This window comes from Candidatus Chlorohelix allophototropha (assembly GCF_030389965.1).
In the GTDB taxonomy this organism is placed as follows: Bacteria; Chloroflexota; Chloroflexia; order Chloroheliales; family Chloroheliaceae; genus Chlorohelix; species Chlorohelix allophototropha.
Genome location: NZ_CP128400.1, coordinates 1,499,867 through 1,520,002, shown reverse-complemented (window position 1 = coordinate 1,520,002; position 20,136 = coordinate 1,499,867). Strand labels below are relative to the sequence as shown.

The following is a 20,136-nucleotide window of genomic DNA, read 5'->3' as shown; positions in this document are numbered from 1 at the left end:
TGTTAAAACAAAGCTGTAAGCCCTTGCGCAAAAAAAGCAGCCGAGCAAGCTAACAAATTCTGGGTAATTGTTCACCAAGCTGCATATCAACTACCCGCGTACCACCAATACCTGTTTTTGCCACCAGCACGCCGGGGTGCTGTGCCACCACTTCGCCAATAATAACCGCGCCCGCGCCATGCGGATGCTTTCTCATACCTTCAAGCAATTTATCGGCGCTATGTTGCGGCACAATTGCAATCAATTTGCCCTCATTAGCTACATGCAATGGATCCATACCCAGTAATTCACAGGCAGAAGCTACTTCAGGCTTGACCGGAATCTTTCGCTCATCAAGGCTAATTCCTACCTGTGAGGTTTTGGCTATTTCGTTTAGGGTTGCTGCCACTCCGCCTCTAGTAGGGTCTCGTAGCACATGAATATCGGTGGTAAGCTCCAGCATCACTTCCACCAACCCGTTGAGCGCCGCTGAGTCGCTGGAAAGGGTTGTTTCAAATTCTAGACCCTCGCGCACGCTCATAATAGCCATACCGTGATCGCCGATTGTACCACTGACAATCACCACATCGCCCGGTTTGGCGCGGTTTGGGGCAATGTTAACTCCATTTGGAATAAGCCCGATGCCACTGGTATTGATATAGATACCATCGCCATGACCTTTTTCCACCACTTTGGTATCGCCTGTTACCAGCATAACGCCCGCTTTTCGGGCGGCTATTGCCATATCTTCAACAATTTTATGTAAAGCTGCTACAGATAAGCCTTCCTCGATTATAAATCCGGCGCTGAGATAAAGAGGGGTAGCGCCACTCATGGCTAAATCATTTACAGTGCCGTTTATCGCCAAATCTCCGATGCTACCGCCAGGGAAAAACAGCGGTTGTACTACAAAAGAATCGGTGGAAAAAGCCAAACGTCCCCCCAAAACTTCAAGCACGGAAGAATCACCCAACGCTTGTAGGGTCGGATTCTTGAAAGCGGGCAGGAAAAGATGTTCCACCAACTCGGCTGATAATTTGCCACCACCGCCATGTCCCATCACTATATTAGGATAATCGCGCAAAGGTAACGGGCAACTCCAACCTTCAAAATTCAAAGCATCGGTCATTTTCTTACTACTTCCAGATTGATAAAGCGACCATTCTGATAATAAGCAGCGCAAGCCCCTTCTGAAGAAACCATCGTCGCCCCTAGCGGCTTGCGGGGGGTACATTCCTTGCCAAAAGCAGGACATTCATTAGGCTTGAGCATCCCTTGAAGCACTTCACCGCTGTGACACAAAGCCGACTCTTGGGTTTGGATATCAGCAACCTCAAATTTAATAGCGGCATCAAATTCGCGGTAACTTTCGCCCAGTTTCCAACCGCTGGCAGGTATCAGCCCAATTCCTCGCCATTTCTGATCGGTAACTTCAAAAACCTGTTTCAGCAAATTCTGCGCAGGTATATTGCCCTCATAATTAACAGCCCGCTCATAAGCGTTCTCAACTTCGCCGCGTCCTGCCTCCAGTTGTAAAATCGTGCGCCGAATCCCTTCCAGCACATCGAGCGGTTCAAACCCGGTTACAACGATTGGCACTTTATATTTTTCTACCAACGGTTCATATTGCCAGTAACCCATCACACTGCACACATGACCAGCCGCTAGAAAAGCCTGCACCCGATTATGGGGGGAATTAAGGATTGCTTCGATGGCGGGCGGCACCAGTACATGTGATACCAACATAGAAAAGTTCTTCACACCCTGTCGTTTTGCTTGGAAAACAGTCATTGCATTGGCGGGAGCAGTAGTTTCAAAGCCTATCCCGAAGAAAACCACCTCTTTTGTGGGGTTTTCACTGGCTAATTTCAGAGCATCCAAAGGAGAATAGACGATACGTACATCCCCTCCTTCGCTTTTCACGCGAAACAAATCTTTAGAACTGCCCGGAACCCGCAACATATCGCCAAACGAGCAAAAAATAACCTCCGAGCGGGAAGCAATCAATAAAGCCTTATCTATCATTTCCAGAGGAGTAACACAAACCGGGCAACCCGGTCCGTGAATCAGTTCGATTTCAGAAGGCAAAAGCTGGTCAATACCGTTGCGGATGATGGAGTGGGTCTGTCCACCGCATACTTCCATAATTGCCCACTTGCGGGTGGTAACGCGGCGTATTTCATCCAGCATTGATTTTGCCAGGTTTTCATCGCGAAATTCACTTAAATATTTCATAATTACTACTTCTATACTTTAGAATCAAGTTCTTCTTCCAGCAGCCCTATTTCCTGAAAGAGCGCCAGCGTTTCCAGAGCCGATTTTTCGTCAAGCTTAGTGATAGCAAAACCTACATGCACAATCACATAATCGCCAACCTGAATATCCGGTAGATACGCTAGGCAAACTTCCTTCTGTATTCCGCTGAAATCCACCTTACCCATTTGTATATCACCCACTTCATACATCAGTTTAACCTGACCCGGTACAGCCAAACACATACCTAACTCCTTCTATTTCTTTACATACTTTAGATAGCAACCTATTTTACCCTATTTTCCATATTACTACGCGAATATTACCGGAGTCGGCAATAACCAAAAGATCGCAATGTAAAGGCAAGCCATAGAGTCATTTCACTATTCTAGGGCAAGTTCATATTTGGCAAGTATCAAGAGTTTTTACCCTAAAATTAACCTTTATTCTATAAACTAGATTGTAGTATTTGTAACTATATTTTGAATTAGAAAACGATTTATCAAAATTTGGTGCAATTTTTAGCTGAAAATCCTAATCATTTCGATGGAGCAATGCTATGGAAAACACAATGAAAAGCTCAGAAGCTTTTTCTAATATTGACCGAATGGTGCATGCATGGGCGGGGCGCTTCAATATGGGTGTACCCCCTGCAGCCCTCATGTTGGCATATTTGGATTGGCTAGTTCACCTTGGCACTTCACCGGGTAAACAAGCAGAATTATTAGACAATATGCAGCGCAATATGCAGCGTCTTATGCTTTACGCTTCCCACTCTGCTGATCCTAATGCAGAACCGGTAATCAAACCTCTGCCACAAGATACCCGCTTCAACGGGGCAGAATGGCAAAAATGGCCCTTTAACCTCTACTACCAAAATTTTCTAATGACCGAGCAATGGTGGCATTATGCCACTACCGGTATTCCGGGTGTTTCGCGACATAATGAGGACTTCCTTTACTTTGCGGCGCGACAATTGTTGGATATGGTATCGCCTTCAAATTATGTGGCTACCAACCCTGAAGTACTGAAAGCCACCACTTTAGAAGGCGGCGCTAACCTTGTAAAAGGGACTTCAAACTTCATAGAAGACTGGCAGCGTAACATACAGGGACAAAAACCGGCAGGCGCAGAAAAATTTAAAGTTGGTAAAAATGTAGCGGTTACACCCGGTAAAGTTATTTATCGCAACCGTCTTATAGAGTTAATTCAGTATTCTCCCACAACCGATAAAGTTTTTGCTGAACCTGTTTTGATAGTGCCAGCTTGCATCATGAAATATTACATCCTTGATCTTTCTCCACAAAATTCTCTGGTAAAATATTTGGTTGACAACGGGCATACTGTTTTTCTCATTTCGTGGAAAAACCCCGGCGCGCAAGACCGTGATCTTGGTATGGAGGATTATCGCACCTTGGGAATTATGGCAGCTCTAGATGTAATTTCGGCGGTTGTTCCTGATCGTAAAATTCATGCTTTAGGCTATTGTATTGGCGGTACTTTCCTGACAATTGCGGCTTCCGCCATGGCGCGAGACGGGGATGATCGCCTACAAAGTGTTACCTTATTGGCTGCTCAAACCGATTTTACCGAAGCAGGCGAATTGATGCTCTTTATTGACGAGAGCCAAGTAAATTATCTTGAAGATATTATGTGGAATCAGGGATATCTTGACACAAAACAAATGGCAGGGGCTTTCCAGTTATTGCGCTCTAATGATTTAATTTGGTCGCGCATAATCAATGAATATTTGCTGGGACATGCCGAACAGCTTAATGACTTGATGGCATGGAACGCAGATGGCACGCGATTACCCTATCGCATGCATTCTGAATATCTGCGTACCCTATTTTTGAACAATGACCTTTTTGAAGGACGTTTCAAAGTTGGTGATCGCCCGATTGTGTTAAGCGATATTCGCGCCCCCATCTTTGCAGTAGCTACCAGCAAAGATCATGTTGCACCTTGGCGTTCCGTACATAAACTTATGCTACCGGTGGATACGGATGTTACATTTGTACTGACCAGTGGTGGGCATAATTCGGGTATTGTCAGTGAACCGGGGCATGCGAACCGTTCCTACCAAATATCCACTCGCTACTCTACCGATAAATATGTTGATCCCGATATCTGGCAAGCAGTTACGCCAGTTCAAAAAGGTTCATGGTGGCCTACTTGGCAAGCTTGGTTGGCAGCGCATTCGAGCGGTAAGGTTGAGCCACCTTCCATTGGGTCAGAAGGTCATTACCCCGCGATTGCAGCCGCACCCGGTACTTATGTGCTGCAACAATAGATTTTTTGAGAGTGAGAAAACCGGGAGCTTTGCCCGGTTTTTTTCATTCCTTTGAAATTTGTTCGCCCAACTTGACACAATTAAATTCTGCTGTATGCTCTAATTATTGGAAACCCAAGTATTTACCCTATCCACGTTTTAAAACTTTAGCCTACCCTGAAAATCCGTCATTGGCGTTTGATTCACTTAAAACCCTTGAATAGTATAGAAGGTGTACACATGGCTAAAACAAAAGATAACCATATCAAAAATAAGAAAAAAAGGGCAGAGAATGAAGTGTTATCTAAGCCGATAATTCTTCCTGATGCACTCGAAATACATTTAAATGGAGAGGAGGAGTCGCCAAAAAACCTTATAAGACTGACTAAACCTTTCTATGAAAAGGAACTTAAGCGTCTGCAATTTGAATTGGTGCGCTTGCAATATTGGGTAAAAGAAAGGGGTCAACGGCTACTCATCCTTTTTGAAGGACGTGATGCCGCCGGTAAAGGGGGAACAATTAAGCGGATTGTTGAACCGCTCAACCCACGTGGCGTTAGGTTGGTGGCGCTGGGAAAACCTTCGGATGTGGAACGGACTCAATGGTACTTCCAACGTTATGTTGCACATTTGCCCGCCGCCGGTGAGATAGTTATCTTTGACCGTAGTTGGTACAACCGCGCGGGTGTAGAGCATGTAATGGGCTTTTGTAGCGATGAAGAATACTGGGAATTCATGCGCGCTTGCCCACAATTTGAGAAATTGCTGGTAAGCGCCGGGATTCATTTGATCAAATACTGGCTTTCAGTGAGCGATGAGGAACAGGAAAAACGTTTTCAGGAGCGTTCAGGTAATCCTGCCAAGCTGTGGAAACTGAGCGATATGGATCTTTTATCGCGCGAACGCTGGGTGGAGTATTCCAAAGCGAAAGACAAGATGATGGAATATACAGATATTCCCGAAGCACGCTGGTATCAAGTTGAAGCAAATGATAAGCACCGGGCGCATTTAAACTGTATTAACCATTTACTCAGCAAATTCCCATATCAGGAAGTATTGCCCCAACCAGTCAGGTTAAATCCACGTCCGCCTGCCGATGAAAATTATATACGCCCTCCGCACAACGCGCATCCGATTGTAACCGATTTCTATTTGAATAAGGAGTAAGAGCCTTTCATCACTACCCTTGCACATTAATATCAGCCCCCCGACGAAACTGATGCTCTAACCAGCCCCACAAGTTTCGTCGGCGCTGGCTTTGCAGCACTCCCCCGGCTATGATGTACCACAGCGGTGCGCTAGCTCAGCAAGAACTGCTGCTCATCTGAGCGAGAATATTTAATGTAGGCTAAACGGGTCAAAAAGCAAGGAAGTTGCGTTTTCGCTCCCATCATCCACCTTAAAATTAAGCTGATTTTGCCCAAATGATAATTCCATTGGCAAGTCGAAGGATGCCCCGATTAACTCTATAGTTTGAGAAAATACTGGCTTATTATTCAAAGTAATAGTCAGTATATGAGGTTTATCTAGGCTTTTTACCTGCACACCGAGGGTAGCTTTAAAAGATTGGTAGTATGGACTGGTAAGGGTTAACAGCGCTTGGTTTCCAATGGTGCGACTGACTGAATTCTTATTGAGAATCCTTCCACTCCAACCGTCTCCCAGCTTTGGAAATATTTTTGAGTAGTCTGGTATGTTGTTACCCAAAGGCTCAACGCGATACGCCATCAACTCGCTATCTTTATAATAAGGGTTGCCACTCCCAAATATTTGTTGCATACGTTGCAGGGCAGTGTTCCAGCCTTCCGCTGAATAGTAATTTGGATGCAGTATCACATAACGAATCCCGTTTGCTGAAAGTACGCTAGGCACATTTTCGAAGCGATTCCATTTGAAAATATCCAGTTGCGGCATATTCTCCAAATCAATTAATTCTCGATTGACTCCTATACTTTCAAAGAAACGGTAATTAGAAGGCTTTCGAGAAATATACCCTGTAGTTATGGGATGTTGCCCTACAGTTTGGAAATACATAGCTCTAGCTCTGACCGCATCCGGTAATTCAACAATCGCGAATTCATTCCATTTACCTTCCTCACTAATTTGCTGATAGAACGGGGAAATATCTGTACTTACCAATACGCGAGGTATGGGCAAGAATTCTAGAAAAATCAGTAACCCGGCAAAAACCGGAAACACTGCCAATTTCCAACCGTCAAAGCCTTTTTGCTTGTAGCGGTTATTCAACCAGCCGAGGGCGTAAGCAGCGCAGATACCAAGCGCCAACATTACCAACAGAGTAAAGCGAAGTGGCACGCGCAATATATTTCCTAGAGGAATAGCGTATAACAATTTTCCCAGAAACGGTAATCCCTTTTCAGCTTCTCCGCTGGCATCACTCCAGTTCGGATCGAAAGTTGGGTGTAAAACCGGTCCAAGCGCCAGCAGAAAGAACACGACGGCAATAAAAAGCCAGAAACGTGTCTCTTTCCACTTAACCAACAAGCCCAAACCAGCTAATACCAGAACAGTAAAACCCAAAAACTGCCCTCGGATATCATCTCCAGCATGACTCCCAAGCAAACTCCAGAGCGCCGAGATACCCGGTCTAAAGAAACCCGCCAAATCTGCGGAATTATATATCACATTAAAGATAGACTGTCCTGCTTGTGTGCTGCCTCCCGCTGCATCACGTACGGTAAAAAAAAGCAGTGGCGAAATTGGTATCAGCCATAATAAAATTACACTGAAATAGCGAATTGCTAATACACGCCATTTATTTTTCCACTCGCGCCGACTTATAAAAGCTTCCCATAACAAATACAACCCACTGAAAATCAGCGCATAAAAAGTATAATACCAAGTGGTCAAAGATAACGCTATCAAGAATAGGGCGCATACAACGCGGTTAAGCTTTGGACGTGGGTCACCTCGCATCGCTTTGATGAAATACAATATGAAAAAAGGTAACCACTGAATAGAGGTTAGTTCCAATTGCCCTAAGTTGAGCAATTCCGCCTGGAGTGGGCAAAACCCATAGATAATACCTGACACAATTGAACCGGCAAAATAGCCAGTAGTATAAAGCCCTAGCAGATATGCACCATAGGCTGCTACTGTTACTTGTAAAAACTGTACCATTACAAAGGAAGCCGGTAAACCAAACAGCGCTTTTAACGGTATCGCTAAGTATGCTGTTAGTGGATTCAGCGCGTGAAAAAAGAGATTAGCCCCATCTGGGTAGAAAAGCATAGATGTATAATAGGGGTGCAAATGCCGCTCAAAAAGGGAAAACGGAGTCCACCATTGGTTCCAGAGATGTACCCAAGCATCGTCACTGCGCGTGGTGATAATATCCTGTCCTAAATGCAGCACAGTGGGCCATGTGAATATTATTGCACCCAGCAGATATAAGCTCAATGGGAGCAAATGAAAGACCAACAAGCGTTGCAGGGATGTCCGTGTTCGGGTTGGTAACGACAAGACTTGAGAATTTTCTGCCAGCTTGCTTATATTAGCACCTCATCAAAAATTTATACTTTAGCTGTAAACCCGTTTGGTATCCTTACCAGACAGCAGTGCCGGAAGTTGCTAAGGCTAACTTCCGGCGACTTATTATATTGGTTTGTGTTAATACGAAACCTCGTACCCATCTCCACCGAACAAGCACGAGTTTATTTACTTCCTCCCTATTAGGAGCGGATACCCGCTGGAAGGTTGAAAAACTGGTTTGTAGCAACCGCCCGCACTGCCGCATAAGCGTTGACAGTGCCATACCCATACTGGTAATCAAATTCGCCAACGCCTCTACCGGGAGCAGGTGTTGCAGTAGCTATTAAAATAGCTTTTACCTGATCGCGGGTAAGGGTGGGGTTAACCGCCAGCATCAAAGTTACTACTCCGGCTATGGTTGGCGCACTGAAGGAAGTGCCGTCCTCACAACCGAAATTATTCAGACGAACAGTGCTACAAATACCTACACCCGGAGCAGTCAAGGTTACAGTGCTGCCATAACTACTAAAGTAAGCAGGAGTACCGAGTTTACCAACCGCTGCAACAGATATTACACCCGGATAAGCCGCCGGATAATTGGGCTTATCATTGCCGTTATTGCCGGATGAAGCAATCACAATTACGCCTTTATCAATGGCATATTGAATCGCGTCACGCATCACTTTTGAGTCAGCGGAACTACCTATGCTCAAATTGATAATTCTAGCACCGTTGTCTGTGGCAGTCCGAATTCCTTTTGCAATATCTTCATTGCGCCCTGTTCCGTTACTACCCATCACCCGTACTACCAGCAACTTACTCTTCCAAGCTACGCCAGCCCCGAATTGTCCGTTATTTCCATTTGCAGTAATTATGCCTGAAACGACTGTACCATGCCCATTAGGATCGGCTTTAGGAGAACTACCATCAACAAAGTCGAAAGTTCCGGCAATATTTGGGGCAAGGTCTGGATGGGTGGTATCAACGCCACTATCCAAAACCGCAACCGTAACATCACCTCCGGTCGAGATACTCCAAGCACGAGGCACTTTTATAGCCTTAAGGTTATATTGTTGACCATAGTTGGCATCGTTTGGTGTAACCACCGTATCGGTAAAAGAGTAATAAGCCGGCTCGGCATATTCAACGCGAGGATCACTGTTCAAGCGTTCTAGTGCCGCTGGAACCGCTGCGGGGGCAAGCTTTAATGTCGTCCAGATATCGCTCTGAGCAACATCCTCTAAAGCATAACCACCCATCAAATCGTTTTGGATTGATTGGACGGATATTTGAGGATTCTTAAACTTCACTACAATTTCACCGGGCGCTGCTAATGGTCTAGTATATAGCGAAACCTTTCTGTACAAAGAAGCAGTATCATCGGCACCAATTGAGCTTGGTACAAATTGATCTCTGGCTAACGGGCTTGAAACCGAAAAACCGGTATAGGGTACTGCACCCTTTGGCGCATCAATAGCAATCGACTGGTTATAATTAAGATAACTCAATGCCTCAGTGCTGGTAGCATTACCCAGTTTTGCTACAGTATTGCGTTGCAATAAAACGCCTGTAACCGCAGAAATAATACGGGTGCGTTCCTGTTGAGACCCATCCAACTGGATGCCAGTATTAATCAGACTTTTTGCGGCTTCGTTACCAACTTTGGTATCGTTACCGATCTTGAAATCAAATGAGTTATCATTGAGACTTAATTGAGAGAAGTTGGGCCAACGCAATGGTTCTGTATAATCAACATATTGCCAAGTTCCTACCTGTTTGTTGTTGGCAAATAAAGCGAAATAAAGGCGGTTTTCAATTTGAATATCCAGCTCATAGGCTGGTTGCCCTTGGTAGGTGCCGTATATAGTAGTACGTTGTTTATTTGGCTTAACAAACTCGTCCACCTGTGTTAGCTGGTTATTAACCCGGCGCTCTAACCTTAACGACCTGATCGAATTCATATTTTTGGTCATTTGGTTGTAAAGTTGCAAGCCGGGGGTATCCTGAGGCGCTTCCGGTAGCGGGTCTGCCGCAGGGACAGGTTGTGCCGCGCTATAACGCCACTGGAAGTAGGCACGTCCTAGATTCCCCATCTCAACCTGAAATTCGGGTGGGTTGTTTGGAGTATAGGTAAGCAAGCGGCGTTCAAAAGCCTGTATCAATACCGATTGTTCTTTGCCCGCCACCGTTACTTTGACCCAGTAAGCTTCGGAAATGGGGTGTCCAAATACATAAAGCGGATTATATAGTGGCGCAGTAACCGCTTTTCCGTTTATTACTACCTGCCCATTGCTATCCATAAATTTCTGGAAAACATCGGCGATATTATGCCCGGTGGCAGTGTCATATTGTGCGTATTTTACCTGACTAAATGGAACGAGGCTATTATCAACCTGCCCGCCCTTCTTAAGAGTAGCGCCTGCCACCTTGCCGGTCATATCGTTCGATTTCCAACTGCCGTCAAAACTGACCAACTCTTTTAAGGAAGCATACGTAGGCGAATCGGCTAAAAGCGGGGGATTATCGCCAGCCAGCACCACATCGGCAGGTTCGCGTGCTTGTAACTCTGAATCCCCAAGTTGAGTTTGCCCGGTAATTAATTCGCGCACCAACAAACCGCTAGTGGCGTAAAAATCATTGTTGGGGTCAGTAGCAGGGTTATTTATTTCAAGTCGCCCTTTATCAAAATAAAAAACCTGCCTAGCGCCTCCGGGAGACTCTTTGTAAGGTTCGGTCTTAGCATCAAAATAATTACCCCATGTCCAACTTCGTTTTACAGCTCCACCCGCAACCAGCGCATCAGTTCGATCAACGATTTTCTGGACAGGAGCAGAGAGCTTGGGTAATTCTGCAAAAGTAATTGCTGGAAAAACCGTAGCAATACTACTGAGCACTATAATTACTACCCATGAGAGCGATAATCTCTTAATCATAAAGGGCTAATCCTTTCTGGCTGAAGTGGATTGGAACCGGAAAGAAGTGGTACACAACAAAGCTTATACAGTGGAGATATTATATTATTGCTTCAGATTCAACTGAATTATAGTTCCTCCATATAAAATTATAGCACAATACGCTTCCTAGCATTATTTTTCGATTAGAAAATTCAGGGCTGTTGCAACAAACGTTTTTAGAGCAATAACCTGTTGCTCCCGCTGGAGAGAAAGAGCTTGCAGGTGTAGGTATTTAAGCAACAGCATGAAAGAGAGCAACTTTACGCCGAAATAGGTCGCCTGACTACACCGCTCAGGTGGTTAGAAAAAAAAGTGAGTTGCTAGGAATTAGCCGTTCCAGTTTGTACTACCGCTCAGTAGCACCAACCGAACGAGAAATTGAGCTCAAACACCGACCGGTACCGCCCTCACATATATCAGACTCAAACACGGTTGGCTTTATCTGGTGGCTGTCATCGACTGGTACAGCAGATATGTGGTAAGTTGGGAATTATCTGATACATTGGAAATCGATTTTGTGCCTAGAACTACCAAGCGAGCGTTGGCGAAAATAAAACCGGAGATCTTTAACAGTGACCAAGGTAGTCATTTTACCAGTCCCAAATACACTGCTTTGGTATTGGGCGCAGGTGTAAAGTTAAGTATGGATGGACGTGGGCGAGCACTGGGTAATGTTTTCACCGAAAGGCTCTGGCGTTCCTTAAAATATGAGTGTGTTTATTTAGCACAATTTGAGAACCCCAAAGAAGCAAAGCTAGGGATTGGTGAGTATTTCGATTTCTACAATAATACTCGACCTCATCAGGCTTTGAAATATCAGACACCGGCTCAGGTTTATTTCAATACCGTGACACCAGTAATTATGTTAAAGAGCTAAAAAGAGTTACTAGCTATTTAACATTATTAGTTCTATAGAAAGGACTGTATCACTCCTTAACCAAGCTTTTATTTTTGTCTTGACAAACTGGGTCATTTCAAAACTTATCTGCGGTGCTTCCTGCTTTCCCACTGACACCACTCTACAAACGCCAATTCCGCACTCTCGGGTGCTGCTACGGGTAAACAGTACACACTTCCCTAGGTACTTAACTATTTTTGGTTCCGCTAATTATTCAGCAACTTGTGATTTACAAAGATACTTGATTTGTAATGAGGCAGGGACAATATGCTATAATGGTCAAAGTCTGAGTACCGGGTTGATGGTAAGTAAATAGAAAGAAAACTTCACCTTTGGACAATCTTATCCAACTTGATAGGGGTATAGCGGCAAAACGCAGGCAAGCTCAAGAGCAAGCTCAAGAAGTGGCGCGTATAGGGGCTGAGTTTGTTATGGCGGTGCGCACCGAAGCAATTGATTGCCTCAAGGACCTGCTGTTACCGGGTAGCCCTGCTGCAATGCAACTGGAAATTTTCGGGGCAAATTTGTTCAGAATCGCACTGCGCCTCGAGGATTCCAGTGAATTAGGGCAACTTGCGCCTGTTGAGTTTGAAACGCAAGGCAATACTGGTTTGCTCGTGCTAGGCGTGCTTGAACCTTTAGAACAGGGCGAAGGTCATTTGAAATGTTTGCTAGGGGCGAGCTTGTTTTTGCAGCAGCAATCATCCGGCGCATGGTCAATTCTTGAGGTTTTGCCCGGTACTCCCGGTGCACCCCTCGATCCGAACGTTCTTGTGGAGCGTACTGTGCTGGATTATTATCAGGGTTACGCCTCTCTGCCGCTTCAAGAAGGAAATCTCGACCCGGTAGAGCGTCTTTTTTTGAAGGAGATGCAAGGGCGTGAAGGGCTTTTTAATCTGGATGAATTGCTCAACGCTTTTCGCCTGTGGCGTGATTTTCTCACAAAGTCGGGGAGTGTGCTGAAAAGAAGCTTGACAAGTTATGCCGCAGCGGTTGAGTATCTGATAAGTTTGTTTGACCGCTTTCAGGTTGAAGGTGCAACTGTAGCGAAACGCTATTCCACCACTGTTTCTGCTGTGCAGGGGCGCGCCCGCCTAATAGCACATGCGCTCAATGCCACTCAGTTTGATGACCGCTATTCGATTCATACTGACCCGATAGCGCATTATCGCCAAGTGTTCGAGGATATCAGCGGACGCTTTAACCAGCACGAGATGGAGAAAGCGGCGCAAAAGTACGCCGGGGTTTTTAATACTATAGAAGTATCACCTAATGATACTGACTTTTTTGGTCCAACCGACCGCTAACCACGATATTGTAACTTCGCCATAGCATCGAAGTTTGTCCTTATAAATTTGAGGGAAAGCTAAATGGAGATGGATACCAATTCCGGCAATGTTGCCAGGCTAACGCGCGAACCTTTGCACGACAGTTTTGGACGTTTTATACGCAATGTGCGGATTAGCGTTACCGACCGCTGCAACTTTCGCTGCGTCTATTGTATGCCCGCTGAGGGGTTGGAATGGCTCAAGCGCGAACAAATACTAAGCTTCGAGGAGATTGAGCGCTTAACCCGCCTGCTGGTGAGTATGGGGGTAAACCAAGTACGACTCACCGGGGGCGAACCGTTGGTTCGTAAGGATTTACCGCTGCTAATTTCTCGCCTAAGTAAAATTGAGGGTTTGAAAAGCCTGAGCCTTACCACTAACGGGGTATTGCTCAAAGATATGGCTAAAGACCTCGCTGAAGCCGGTTTGACCAGAATAAATGTTAGCTGCGATAGTCTTATCCGTGACAAGTTCCACCAAATTACGCGCCGTGATGATTTGCAGCGGGTACTGCAAGGGCTGGAAGAACTGGAAAAATATCCAACTATTACTCCCATCAAGGTAAATGCAGTAGCAATGCGTGGCTTTACCGAGGAAGAGGTCGTTCCGTTCGCACTGCTGGCACGCCGCAAACCTTATTCAATTCGCTTCATTGAGTTTATGCCACTAGATGCCGACCAACTTTGGGATCGTGAAATGGTACTGACCGGAGATGAGCTTAAAGCTATCATCGAGCGTGATGTCGGTAAGCTGGTAGAAATCCCTAGCGATGACCCTGCCGAGACTGCTACCAAATATCGCTTCTGGGACGGCAAAGGCGAACTCGGCTTTATCAATCCGGTATCGCATCCTTTCTGCCGCAATTGTGACCGTATCCGTATGACTGCGGAGGGCAAGATGCTAACCTGCCTGTTCGGTCATATTGAAACCGATCTCAAAGCGGTGCTGCGTAGCGGTGCAAGCGATGAAGTACTAGCAGAAACTATCCGCCGCGCTGTGTTGCAGAAAGAGTTAAAGCATTTTATCAATGACGGCGAAGCTTTCAAGCGCACCAAACGCAATATGTCACAAATCGGGGGGTAATCCGGTTAAAGACAACGGGAAATTACAACTTTTATCTGTTTCTACGGCACTGGTATTGCTTATATTACTGCCTTTTTCACCTACAATTTATCCGGTACCGGATAGGGATACCGGGGTTTTCCTCTATTTCGGTGATCACATTTTGCAAGGTGCTATTCCTTATCGTGATATGTGGGATCACAAACCACCGGGAATTTTCATTATCTATGCACTGGGACAAATAATTGGTTTTGGTACTGCTTGGGGAGTGTGGTTGCTAAATGTGGTAACCCTGATCTTATCTGTTATGTTCTGTTTCGACCTCCTGAAAAAAGCTTTTAGCTTTGTTGCGGCGTTGGCAGGTACTACAGTATTACTGATCGGTGCGCTTCTCACTTCAATTGTAAATACACCCGAAAGCTATGCGTTACCTCTATTGCTTGCAGCTTACTACCTTTACTTCAGGACTACTACAAAAAAGATAAGCAATAAGTTTTGGTTTTATATGGGAGTTATTTTTGGGACATTATTTATTCTAAAATATACTCTGATTGGAATCATTATTGCAATTGGTTTGTATTCTTTATGGAAGAAACCACGTCAAACCTTCCGTACTTATATACTGTGTGCTTCATTCGGAGCAAGTTTAGTTTTTAGTCCTGTTTTGCTCTATCTCTGGTTAACCGGGGCGTTATCATACTTTTGGAATGCTGCACTTATCTACAATTCCGCATACACGAACCTACCTTTTACCGTAAAGTTACTTACCCTCGGCGAGGGACTTGCTAAAAATGAATTGGTGTATTTAGTAATCCCGTTATGGCTGCTTATTAGCATGGCTATAGTATTTAAAAAACTTTCCGTTGAACCTAAAGTAAAAGCCTTAGTTTTAGTGTGCTTGCTTGATTTTCCGCTCGAATTAATCCTAACAGCTCTTTCTGGCAAAAACTTCACTCAATATTATGTATCATTAATTCCGGGTGTGGCTTTGCTAGTTGGATTTAGCACCCATATTTTCCTGCATCGGCTTAACCCTAATCCCTTAAAACTGCCTATAACACTTATTTTGCTTGGTGCCTTGTGTATTTTGCCGTTGTGGGGCTGGCTACTACTCTTCCAATTACACAGTAACACTCAGCAAACCTTAATGGAAGGGGTAGCTTATATTAAAGCCCATAGCAATGAAAGCGACCGTGTTTTGACATGGGGTTCTTTACCAGTAGTAAATTATCTCGCACATAGGGAATCACCTACCCGCTATATTTACCAACTACCTCTTTACACCAAAGGCTATAGTTCAAAGGTACTTTTTGATGAGCTGCAAAAAGAACTGGATGAAAAAAAGCCCCGTCTGATTATTGACACGGCAGGGTCGGAGACTAATATCCCTCCGTTAGACCCTAGTGCTAGGGAGAATTGGAAAAGTGCGCTTCCTGAAGAGCAAAAAGATCGAAACGGGAAAATTTATTTTTATCCCGAAGAAGATATGTTAAGTTTGTTTGACTTTATTGATTCCCATTACCGTAGGGTTAGGTCAGTCGGTCCTAATAACTGGGTAATCTACGAACTTATAGATATTCTCGAGAACTAAAATAAACGAAAAAGAATCAAGTTGTTTGATTACTTTCAATCGTTAGCTAAACTACCTGAGAATATTAGAATTTAAGCCGGAAATTACTTCATTTGCTCTTATATAGTTCACGATATACCACAGACGCTGTCAAAGATTGCAGAATTAAATGTAGCATTTCTATAAAAAAATCCCCTCTTCTAAAAGCGAAAGAGGGGAAAAGTTTCAAGCTCAAGCCGAGTCTAACCAAAACGACCTGTAATATATTGCTCGGTCTTCTCATGCTGAGGATTGGTGAAAATATCATGGGTTTTTCCAAATTCGACAATTTCACCAGCGCGAGAGGGAGACATTACGAACACCATTGTATAGTCGCTCGCGCGTGCCGCCTGTTGCATATTGTGGGTAACAATTACAATAGTATATTTGCGGCGCAACTCTATCATTAATTCTTCAATTTTGATGGTGGAAATCGGGTCTAGCGCGGAGGCTGGTTCATCCATCAAGATTACTTCCGGCTCAACCGAGATTGCGCGCGCAATACACAAACGTTGTTGCTGACCACCACTAAGCGCCAACGCAGATTTATGTAAAGAGTCTTTTACCTCATCCCACAACGCCGCTTGTTTTAAGCAATGCTCTACCAGTTCATCCATTTCCGCTTTCTTCTTATGAGTGCCATGCATACGAGGACCATAAGCAATATTCTCATAAATGGTTTTGGGGAATGGGTTAGGCTTCTGAAAAACCATCCCTACGCGCCTACGTAAAGCAACAACATTGAGATCGGGGGAAAAGATGTCGATTCCATCCAAAAGAATCTCACCTGTATGCCATGAACCGAGAGTCATATCACTCATGCGATTAAGCAAGCGTAAGAAGGTAGTCTTACCACTGCCGCTAGGTCCTATAATGGCGGTAATACGCCGGGAAGGAATATTTACATTCAAATTCCGAAGAGCCTGAAAATTACCATAGTTGAAATTAAGATTCTCAACATCGAATTTGGTTACTAATCCGGTAGCGCTCTCCTCAGCAGCTTCTGCCGCAATTCCGGTAACTACTGTGTTTATTTTTATGCCCGTGCTTAAGTGCCCTACTAGGCTATCAGACATACTAACTCCTTGATTTACTCCATCTTTCGGGATTTTAACCGAACCGCCCACTGATATATCGTTCTGTACGCTCATCATTTGGATTTATAAATACCTTTTTTGTTTCAGCGTATTCTACAAGCTCACCGACACGTTCTTCACCGGCAAGCATAAAAGCCGTTTTGTCACTAACACGAGCTGCCTGTTGCATATTGTGAGTGACAATCACAATGGTATAACTCTTTTTCAACTCCAACATTAATTCTTCAACACGAAGAGTCGAAAGAGGGTCTAGAGCAGCGCAAGGTTCATCCATAAGAATTACTTCAGGCTCAACCGCGACTGTACGTGCAATACAGAGACGTTGTTGTTGCCCACCGCTGAGAGAAGTACCGGGTTGATCAAGTTTATCCTTGACCTCATCCCACAAAAAAGCGCGGCGAAGACAGTCTTCTGCGACTTCATCGAGCTTTTTCTGATTGCTTTCTCCAACTATTCTTAAACCTGAAATAACATTTTCGCGAATGGAAAGGGAAGGGAAGGGGTTAGGACGCTGCCAAACCATACCGATTTTCTGACGGAGTAGAGCAGCATCAAAGCCTTTTTCATATATTTCCTGATTATCCAACATGATTTTGCCTTCAACCCGCGCACCGGGGATGGTTTCAATCATGCGGTTCAGGCTACGTAGAAGGGTGGTTTTACCACATCCGCTTGGTCCGATAAAAGCAGTGATTTTGTTTGCTTCAATATGCAAACTTACGTTTCGGACAGCTTGCTTCTTACCGTAAAATATATTTACTTTTTGGATGTCTATGCCCTGTCCCTTACGGCTAACGCCGCTTAATATTGGGGCTTCAGCACTCATTAAGACTATTCCTTTTATTATATATACTAATCTATTATACAGTCAGGTTGATAGGTTAGCAAACGTTATGCTCAAAACTTAATCAAACTTAAACATATTCTTGGCATACCCAATACTTTGCTGAATTTGACTTGCTAGTTGGAAAGACGTGTGCCAAGCTTGTTTCTGGTCAGGTAGCGTACACCCAAAGTTAAAACCATAATCATCAAAACCAGCATAAACGCGGCGCCCCAAAGTCTATCAATTTCTTCAGGTTTATTGGCATTTTGCTGCAAGAAAATATACAAGGTTACAGCGGGATATTGCTGTTGTAGCGAGTCAGGTAAGTAACTATTCCCACGCGCAGTTAGCAATAACGGGGCGGTTTCGCCGGCAATACGCGCCAAACCTAAGATAATACCGGTCATAACCCCGCTAAAAGCTGCCGGTATAATCACTGTAACCACTGCCTGCCAACGAGGAATACCCAATGCCAGCGCGGCTTCTCTGATATTATTAGGAACTAGCTTTAGAATTTCCTCAGTATTGCGAGTAATAATCGGTACTATCATTATACCTAGGGCAATACTGGCAGCAATTCCATTATAAGGACTGGTTAGGTTGGGATCGCTAAACCAACGCGCTTGAACCACAATTGTATATACCACAATACCCATAATTATACTGGGAATACCCTGTAATACGTCTGCGGTATATCGCACCAGATTGGCGAAACGCCCTCTACCAAACTCGGAAAGGTAGATGCCTGCCAAGATACCAACCGGTATGCCGATTACTGCTCCCAATCCGGTCATTATCAAAGTACCTAAAATAGCGTGACCTATACCATAAGGGGAAACACGCTGATTACCTGTCAAGAAGCCATCCTGAAAAACTATCGGTAAACCTTTGACCGTAACCAATATCAAGATGCTGGCTAGTGGAATTATGGCAATAACTGAGGCGAGAGAAATCAGGACGGTCATTAACTTATCGCTGTTTTTGCGAAAACCATACGATTTATTCGGATTTCCTATCAAGGCTAAAGGTCGTGGAAAAGGCTTACCTTGAGTAGCAGCCCGAACTTCCAGAAACCGTAGCGCTTTTACGATTGTCCAAATTCCCACAATAATCAAAGAAACTGCTAAAGATAAGTATATCGAAAGTACCATTATGGCAAGAGGGAAGAAGAAGAAACCAAACCACTTTCCAAGCTGACCGAATATGTTTGATATGGAGTTTTGGTTTGTAGAAGGGCGGCGCATTACCTGACTACCCACCATTGCCCGCGCAATCATATTTACAACCAGTGTTATCACAAAGAGGGTAAAGCCTAACTGTATGATAGCTGACTGGGTATCTTTGGTAATCTCACCATAACTATTGGAAATTTTGGCGGGTAGTGTCTCACTGCTGTAAAAAATTGAACTATTTGGTCCGATGAAGCTGCTTGCGCCACCGATAAGGTAAGCTACCGCCACCGTTTCGCCGATAGCGCGACCTAACCCCAGTATCAATGCGCCGATAATCCCGCCTTTACCATAAGGCAAAACCGCCTTTGTAATAGCCTGCCATCTGGTTGCGCCCATCGCCAGCATACCTTCACGCTGGCTATCGGGAACGGTGCGTAGCACATCACGCGCAATTGAAGTTACAATCGGGATAATCATAATCGAAAGAATTATCCCGGCGCAGAAAATATCACGCCCGCTAAAGGAAACGTTTACATCTTTACCAAAGGTATTGGTTACCTTATCCCCGAACATCGGCAGAAAACCGAGTACCTTGCTTAAAAACTTTTCAACCCCATCCGGTCCCCCTAAAATCGGAGACAAGATTTGCACACCCCAGAAACCGTAGATAATGCTGGGAATAGCTGCTAACAACTCGATCATAAAGGCGATAGGGGTACGAAGCCATGGAGGAGCATACTCTGCTAGAAATATTGCCGAGCCGATACTGATAGCGCCGCCAATTATTAACGCGATAACTGAGGTAACTAGCGAGGCATAAATAAAGTTCAATGCTCCAAAAACGTAGGTATCATTGGTTATAGACCATTCTATGGTGGTGTAGTAGCTGATACCGTTTTTGACTATAGAATCCCATGAACCAGTCAACAGATTCACAGCGAAGATAATTACCAGAGATATTACAATCAGCGCGAAAATTACCGTTATAATGACGAATACATTATCCCCGGGATTTGAAATAAACGAAGAGCTTTTCTTTCTGGGTTTAAGCGGGGCTTCAACTGACATTTATTTATAACTCTCCTCGGTTTCGAGAACGGTATCTAAAATTTAGATCAGAAAATAATTAGTTGTTATAGAAACCAAAAGGCAGGGAGCAGGTATAGCGCCTGTCCCTACCTTTCAGTAGTCAAA

13 protein-coding genes and 1 pseudogene are annotated in these 20,136 nt (G+C 44.5%); 6 read left to right on the top strand and 8 right to left on the bottom strand.

Annotated features, from left to right (window positions below):
* Positions 1–49: 49 nt before the first annotated feature.
* Genes hypE through OZ401_RS19095 form a run of 3 tightly spaced genes read right to left on the bottom strand, consistent with a single transcriptional unit; the run spans position 50 to position 2,477 of the window.
* Positions 50–1,108, bottom strand: a complete 1,059-nt coding sequence (gene hypE, locus OZ401_RS19105) for a hydrogenase expression/formation protein HypE (protein WP_341470115.1) — start codon at positions 1,106–1,108, stop codon at positions 50–52.
* A complete protein-coding gene (gene hypD / locus OZ401_RS19100) occupies positions 1,105–2,214 on the bottom strand; it encodes a hydrogenase formation protein HypD (protein ID WP_341470114.1) in 1,110 nt (369 codons plus the stop codon). Before hypD ends, hypE begins: the two co-directional genes overlap by 4 nt.
* Before the next feature lie 11 nt (positions 2,215–2,225).
* On the bottom strand, positions 2,226–2,477 hold the full coding sequence (locus tag OZ401_RS19095; protein WP_341470113.1) for a HypC/HybG/HupF family hydrogenase formation chaperone: 252 nt from the start codon (positions 2,475–2,477) through the stop codon (positions 2,226–2,228).
* Between the two features lie 314 nt (positions 2,478–2,791).
* On the opposite strand from OZ401_RS19095, the gene OZ401_RS19090 reads away from it, so the two are divergent.
* Together OZ401_RS19090 and ppk2 are read left to right on the top strand one after the other, a co-directional pair.
* Positions 2,792–4,525 carry a PHA/PHB synthase family protein gene (locus OZ401_RS19090; RefSeq protein WP_341470112.1) on the top strand — a complete coding sequence of 578 codons (1,734 nt, stop codon included), beginning with the start codon at positions 2,792–2,794 and terminating at the stop codon, positions 4,523–4,525.
* A 219-nt stretch (positions 4,526–4,744) separates the two neighbouring features.
* Positions 4,745–5,671, top strand: coding sequence for a polyphosphate kinase 2 (gene ppk2, locus OZ401_RS19085; RefSeq protein WP_341470111.1), 927 nt, complete (start codon positions 4,745–4,747; stop codon positions 5,669–5,671).
* A 171-nt stretch (positions 5,672–5,842) separates the two neighbouring features.
* On the opposite strand, the gene OZ401_RS19080 is transcribed toward ppk2, so the two are convergent.
* The gene (locus OZ401_RS19080) at positions 5,843–7,987 is read right to left on the bottom strand and encodes a glycosyltransferase family protein (RefSeq protein WP_341470110.1); all 2,145 of its coding nucleotides are present in this window, start codon (positions 7,985–7,987) and stop codon (positions 5,843–5,845) included.
* Positions 7,988–8,196: 209 nt separating this feature from the next.
* A complete protein-coding gene (locus OZ401_RS19075; protein ID WP_341470109.1) occupies positions 8,197–10,929 on the bottom strand; it encodes a S8 family peptidase in 2,733 nt (910 codons plus the stop codon).
* 418 nt (positions 10,930–11,347) lie between these two features.
* Here OZ401_RS19075 and OZ401_RS19070 point away from each other — a divergent pair.
* From OZ401_RS19070 to OZ401_RS19055, 4 genes and pseudogenes are all read left to right on the top strand, one after another.
* Positions 11,348–11,827, top strand: a pseudogene (locus OZ401_RS19070) (IS3 family transposase); the annotation flags it as partial.
* A gap of 353 nt (positions 11,828–12,180) precedes the next feature.
* A complete protein-coding gene (locus tag OZ401_RS19065; RefSeq protein WP_341470108.1) occupies positions 12,181–13,155 on the top strand; it encodes a hypothetical protein in 975 nt (324 codons plus the stop codon).
* Positions 13,156–13,218: 63 nt separating this feature from the next.
* The gene (moaA, locus tag OZ401_RS19060) at positions 13,219–14,259 is read left to right on the top strand and encodes a GTP 3',8-cyclase MoaA (protein ID WP_341470107.1); all 1,041 of its coding nucleotides are present in this window, start codon (positions 13,219–13,221) and stop codon (positions 14,257–14,259) included.
* Positions 14,204–15,829: a glycosyltransferase family 39 protein gene (locus OZ401_RS19055; protein WP_341470106.1), complete on the top strand. Its 1,626-nt coding sequence runs from the start codon at positions 14,204–14,206 to the stop codon at positions 15,827–15,829. Before moaA ends, OZ401_RS19055 begins: the two co-directional genes overlap by 56 nt.
* Positions 15,830–16,050: 221 nt before the next feature.
* Here OZ401_RS19055 and pstB (OZ401_RS19050) read toward each other — a convergent pair whose 3' ends face one another.
* From pstB (OZ401_RS19050) to pstC, 3 genes are all read right to left on the bottom strand, one after another.
* Entirely contained in the window at positions 16,051–16,923 is an 873-nt protein-coding gene (gene pstB / locus OZ401_RS19050) for a phosphate ABC transporter ATP-binding protein PstB (protein ID WP_341470105.1), read from the bottom strand.
* Between the two features lie 34 nt (positions 16,924–16,957).
* The gene (gene pstB / locus OZ401_RS19045; protein WP_341470104.1) at positions 16,958–17,770 is read right to left on the bottom strand and encodes a phosphate ABC transporter ATP-binding protein PstB; all 813 of its coding nucleotides are present in this window, start codon (positions 17,768–17,770) and stop codon (positions 16,958–16,960) included.
* 134 nt (positions 17,771–17,904) lie between these two features.
* Positions 17,905–20,010, bottom strand: a complete 2,106-nt coding sequence (pstC, locus tag OZ401_RS19040; protein ID WP_341470103.1) for a phosphate ABC transporter permease subunit PstC — start codon at positions 20,008–20,010, stop codon at positions 17,905–17,907.
* Positions 20,011–20,136 lie beyond the last annotated feature (126 nt).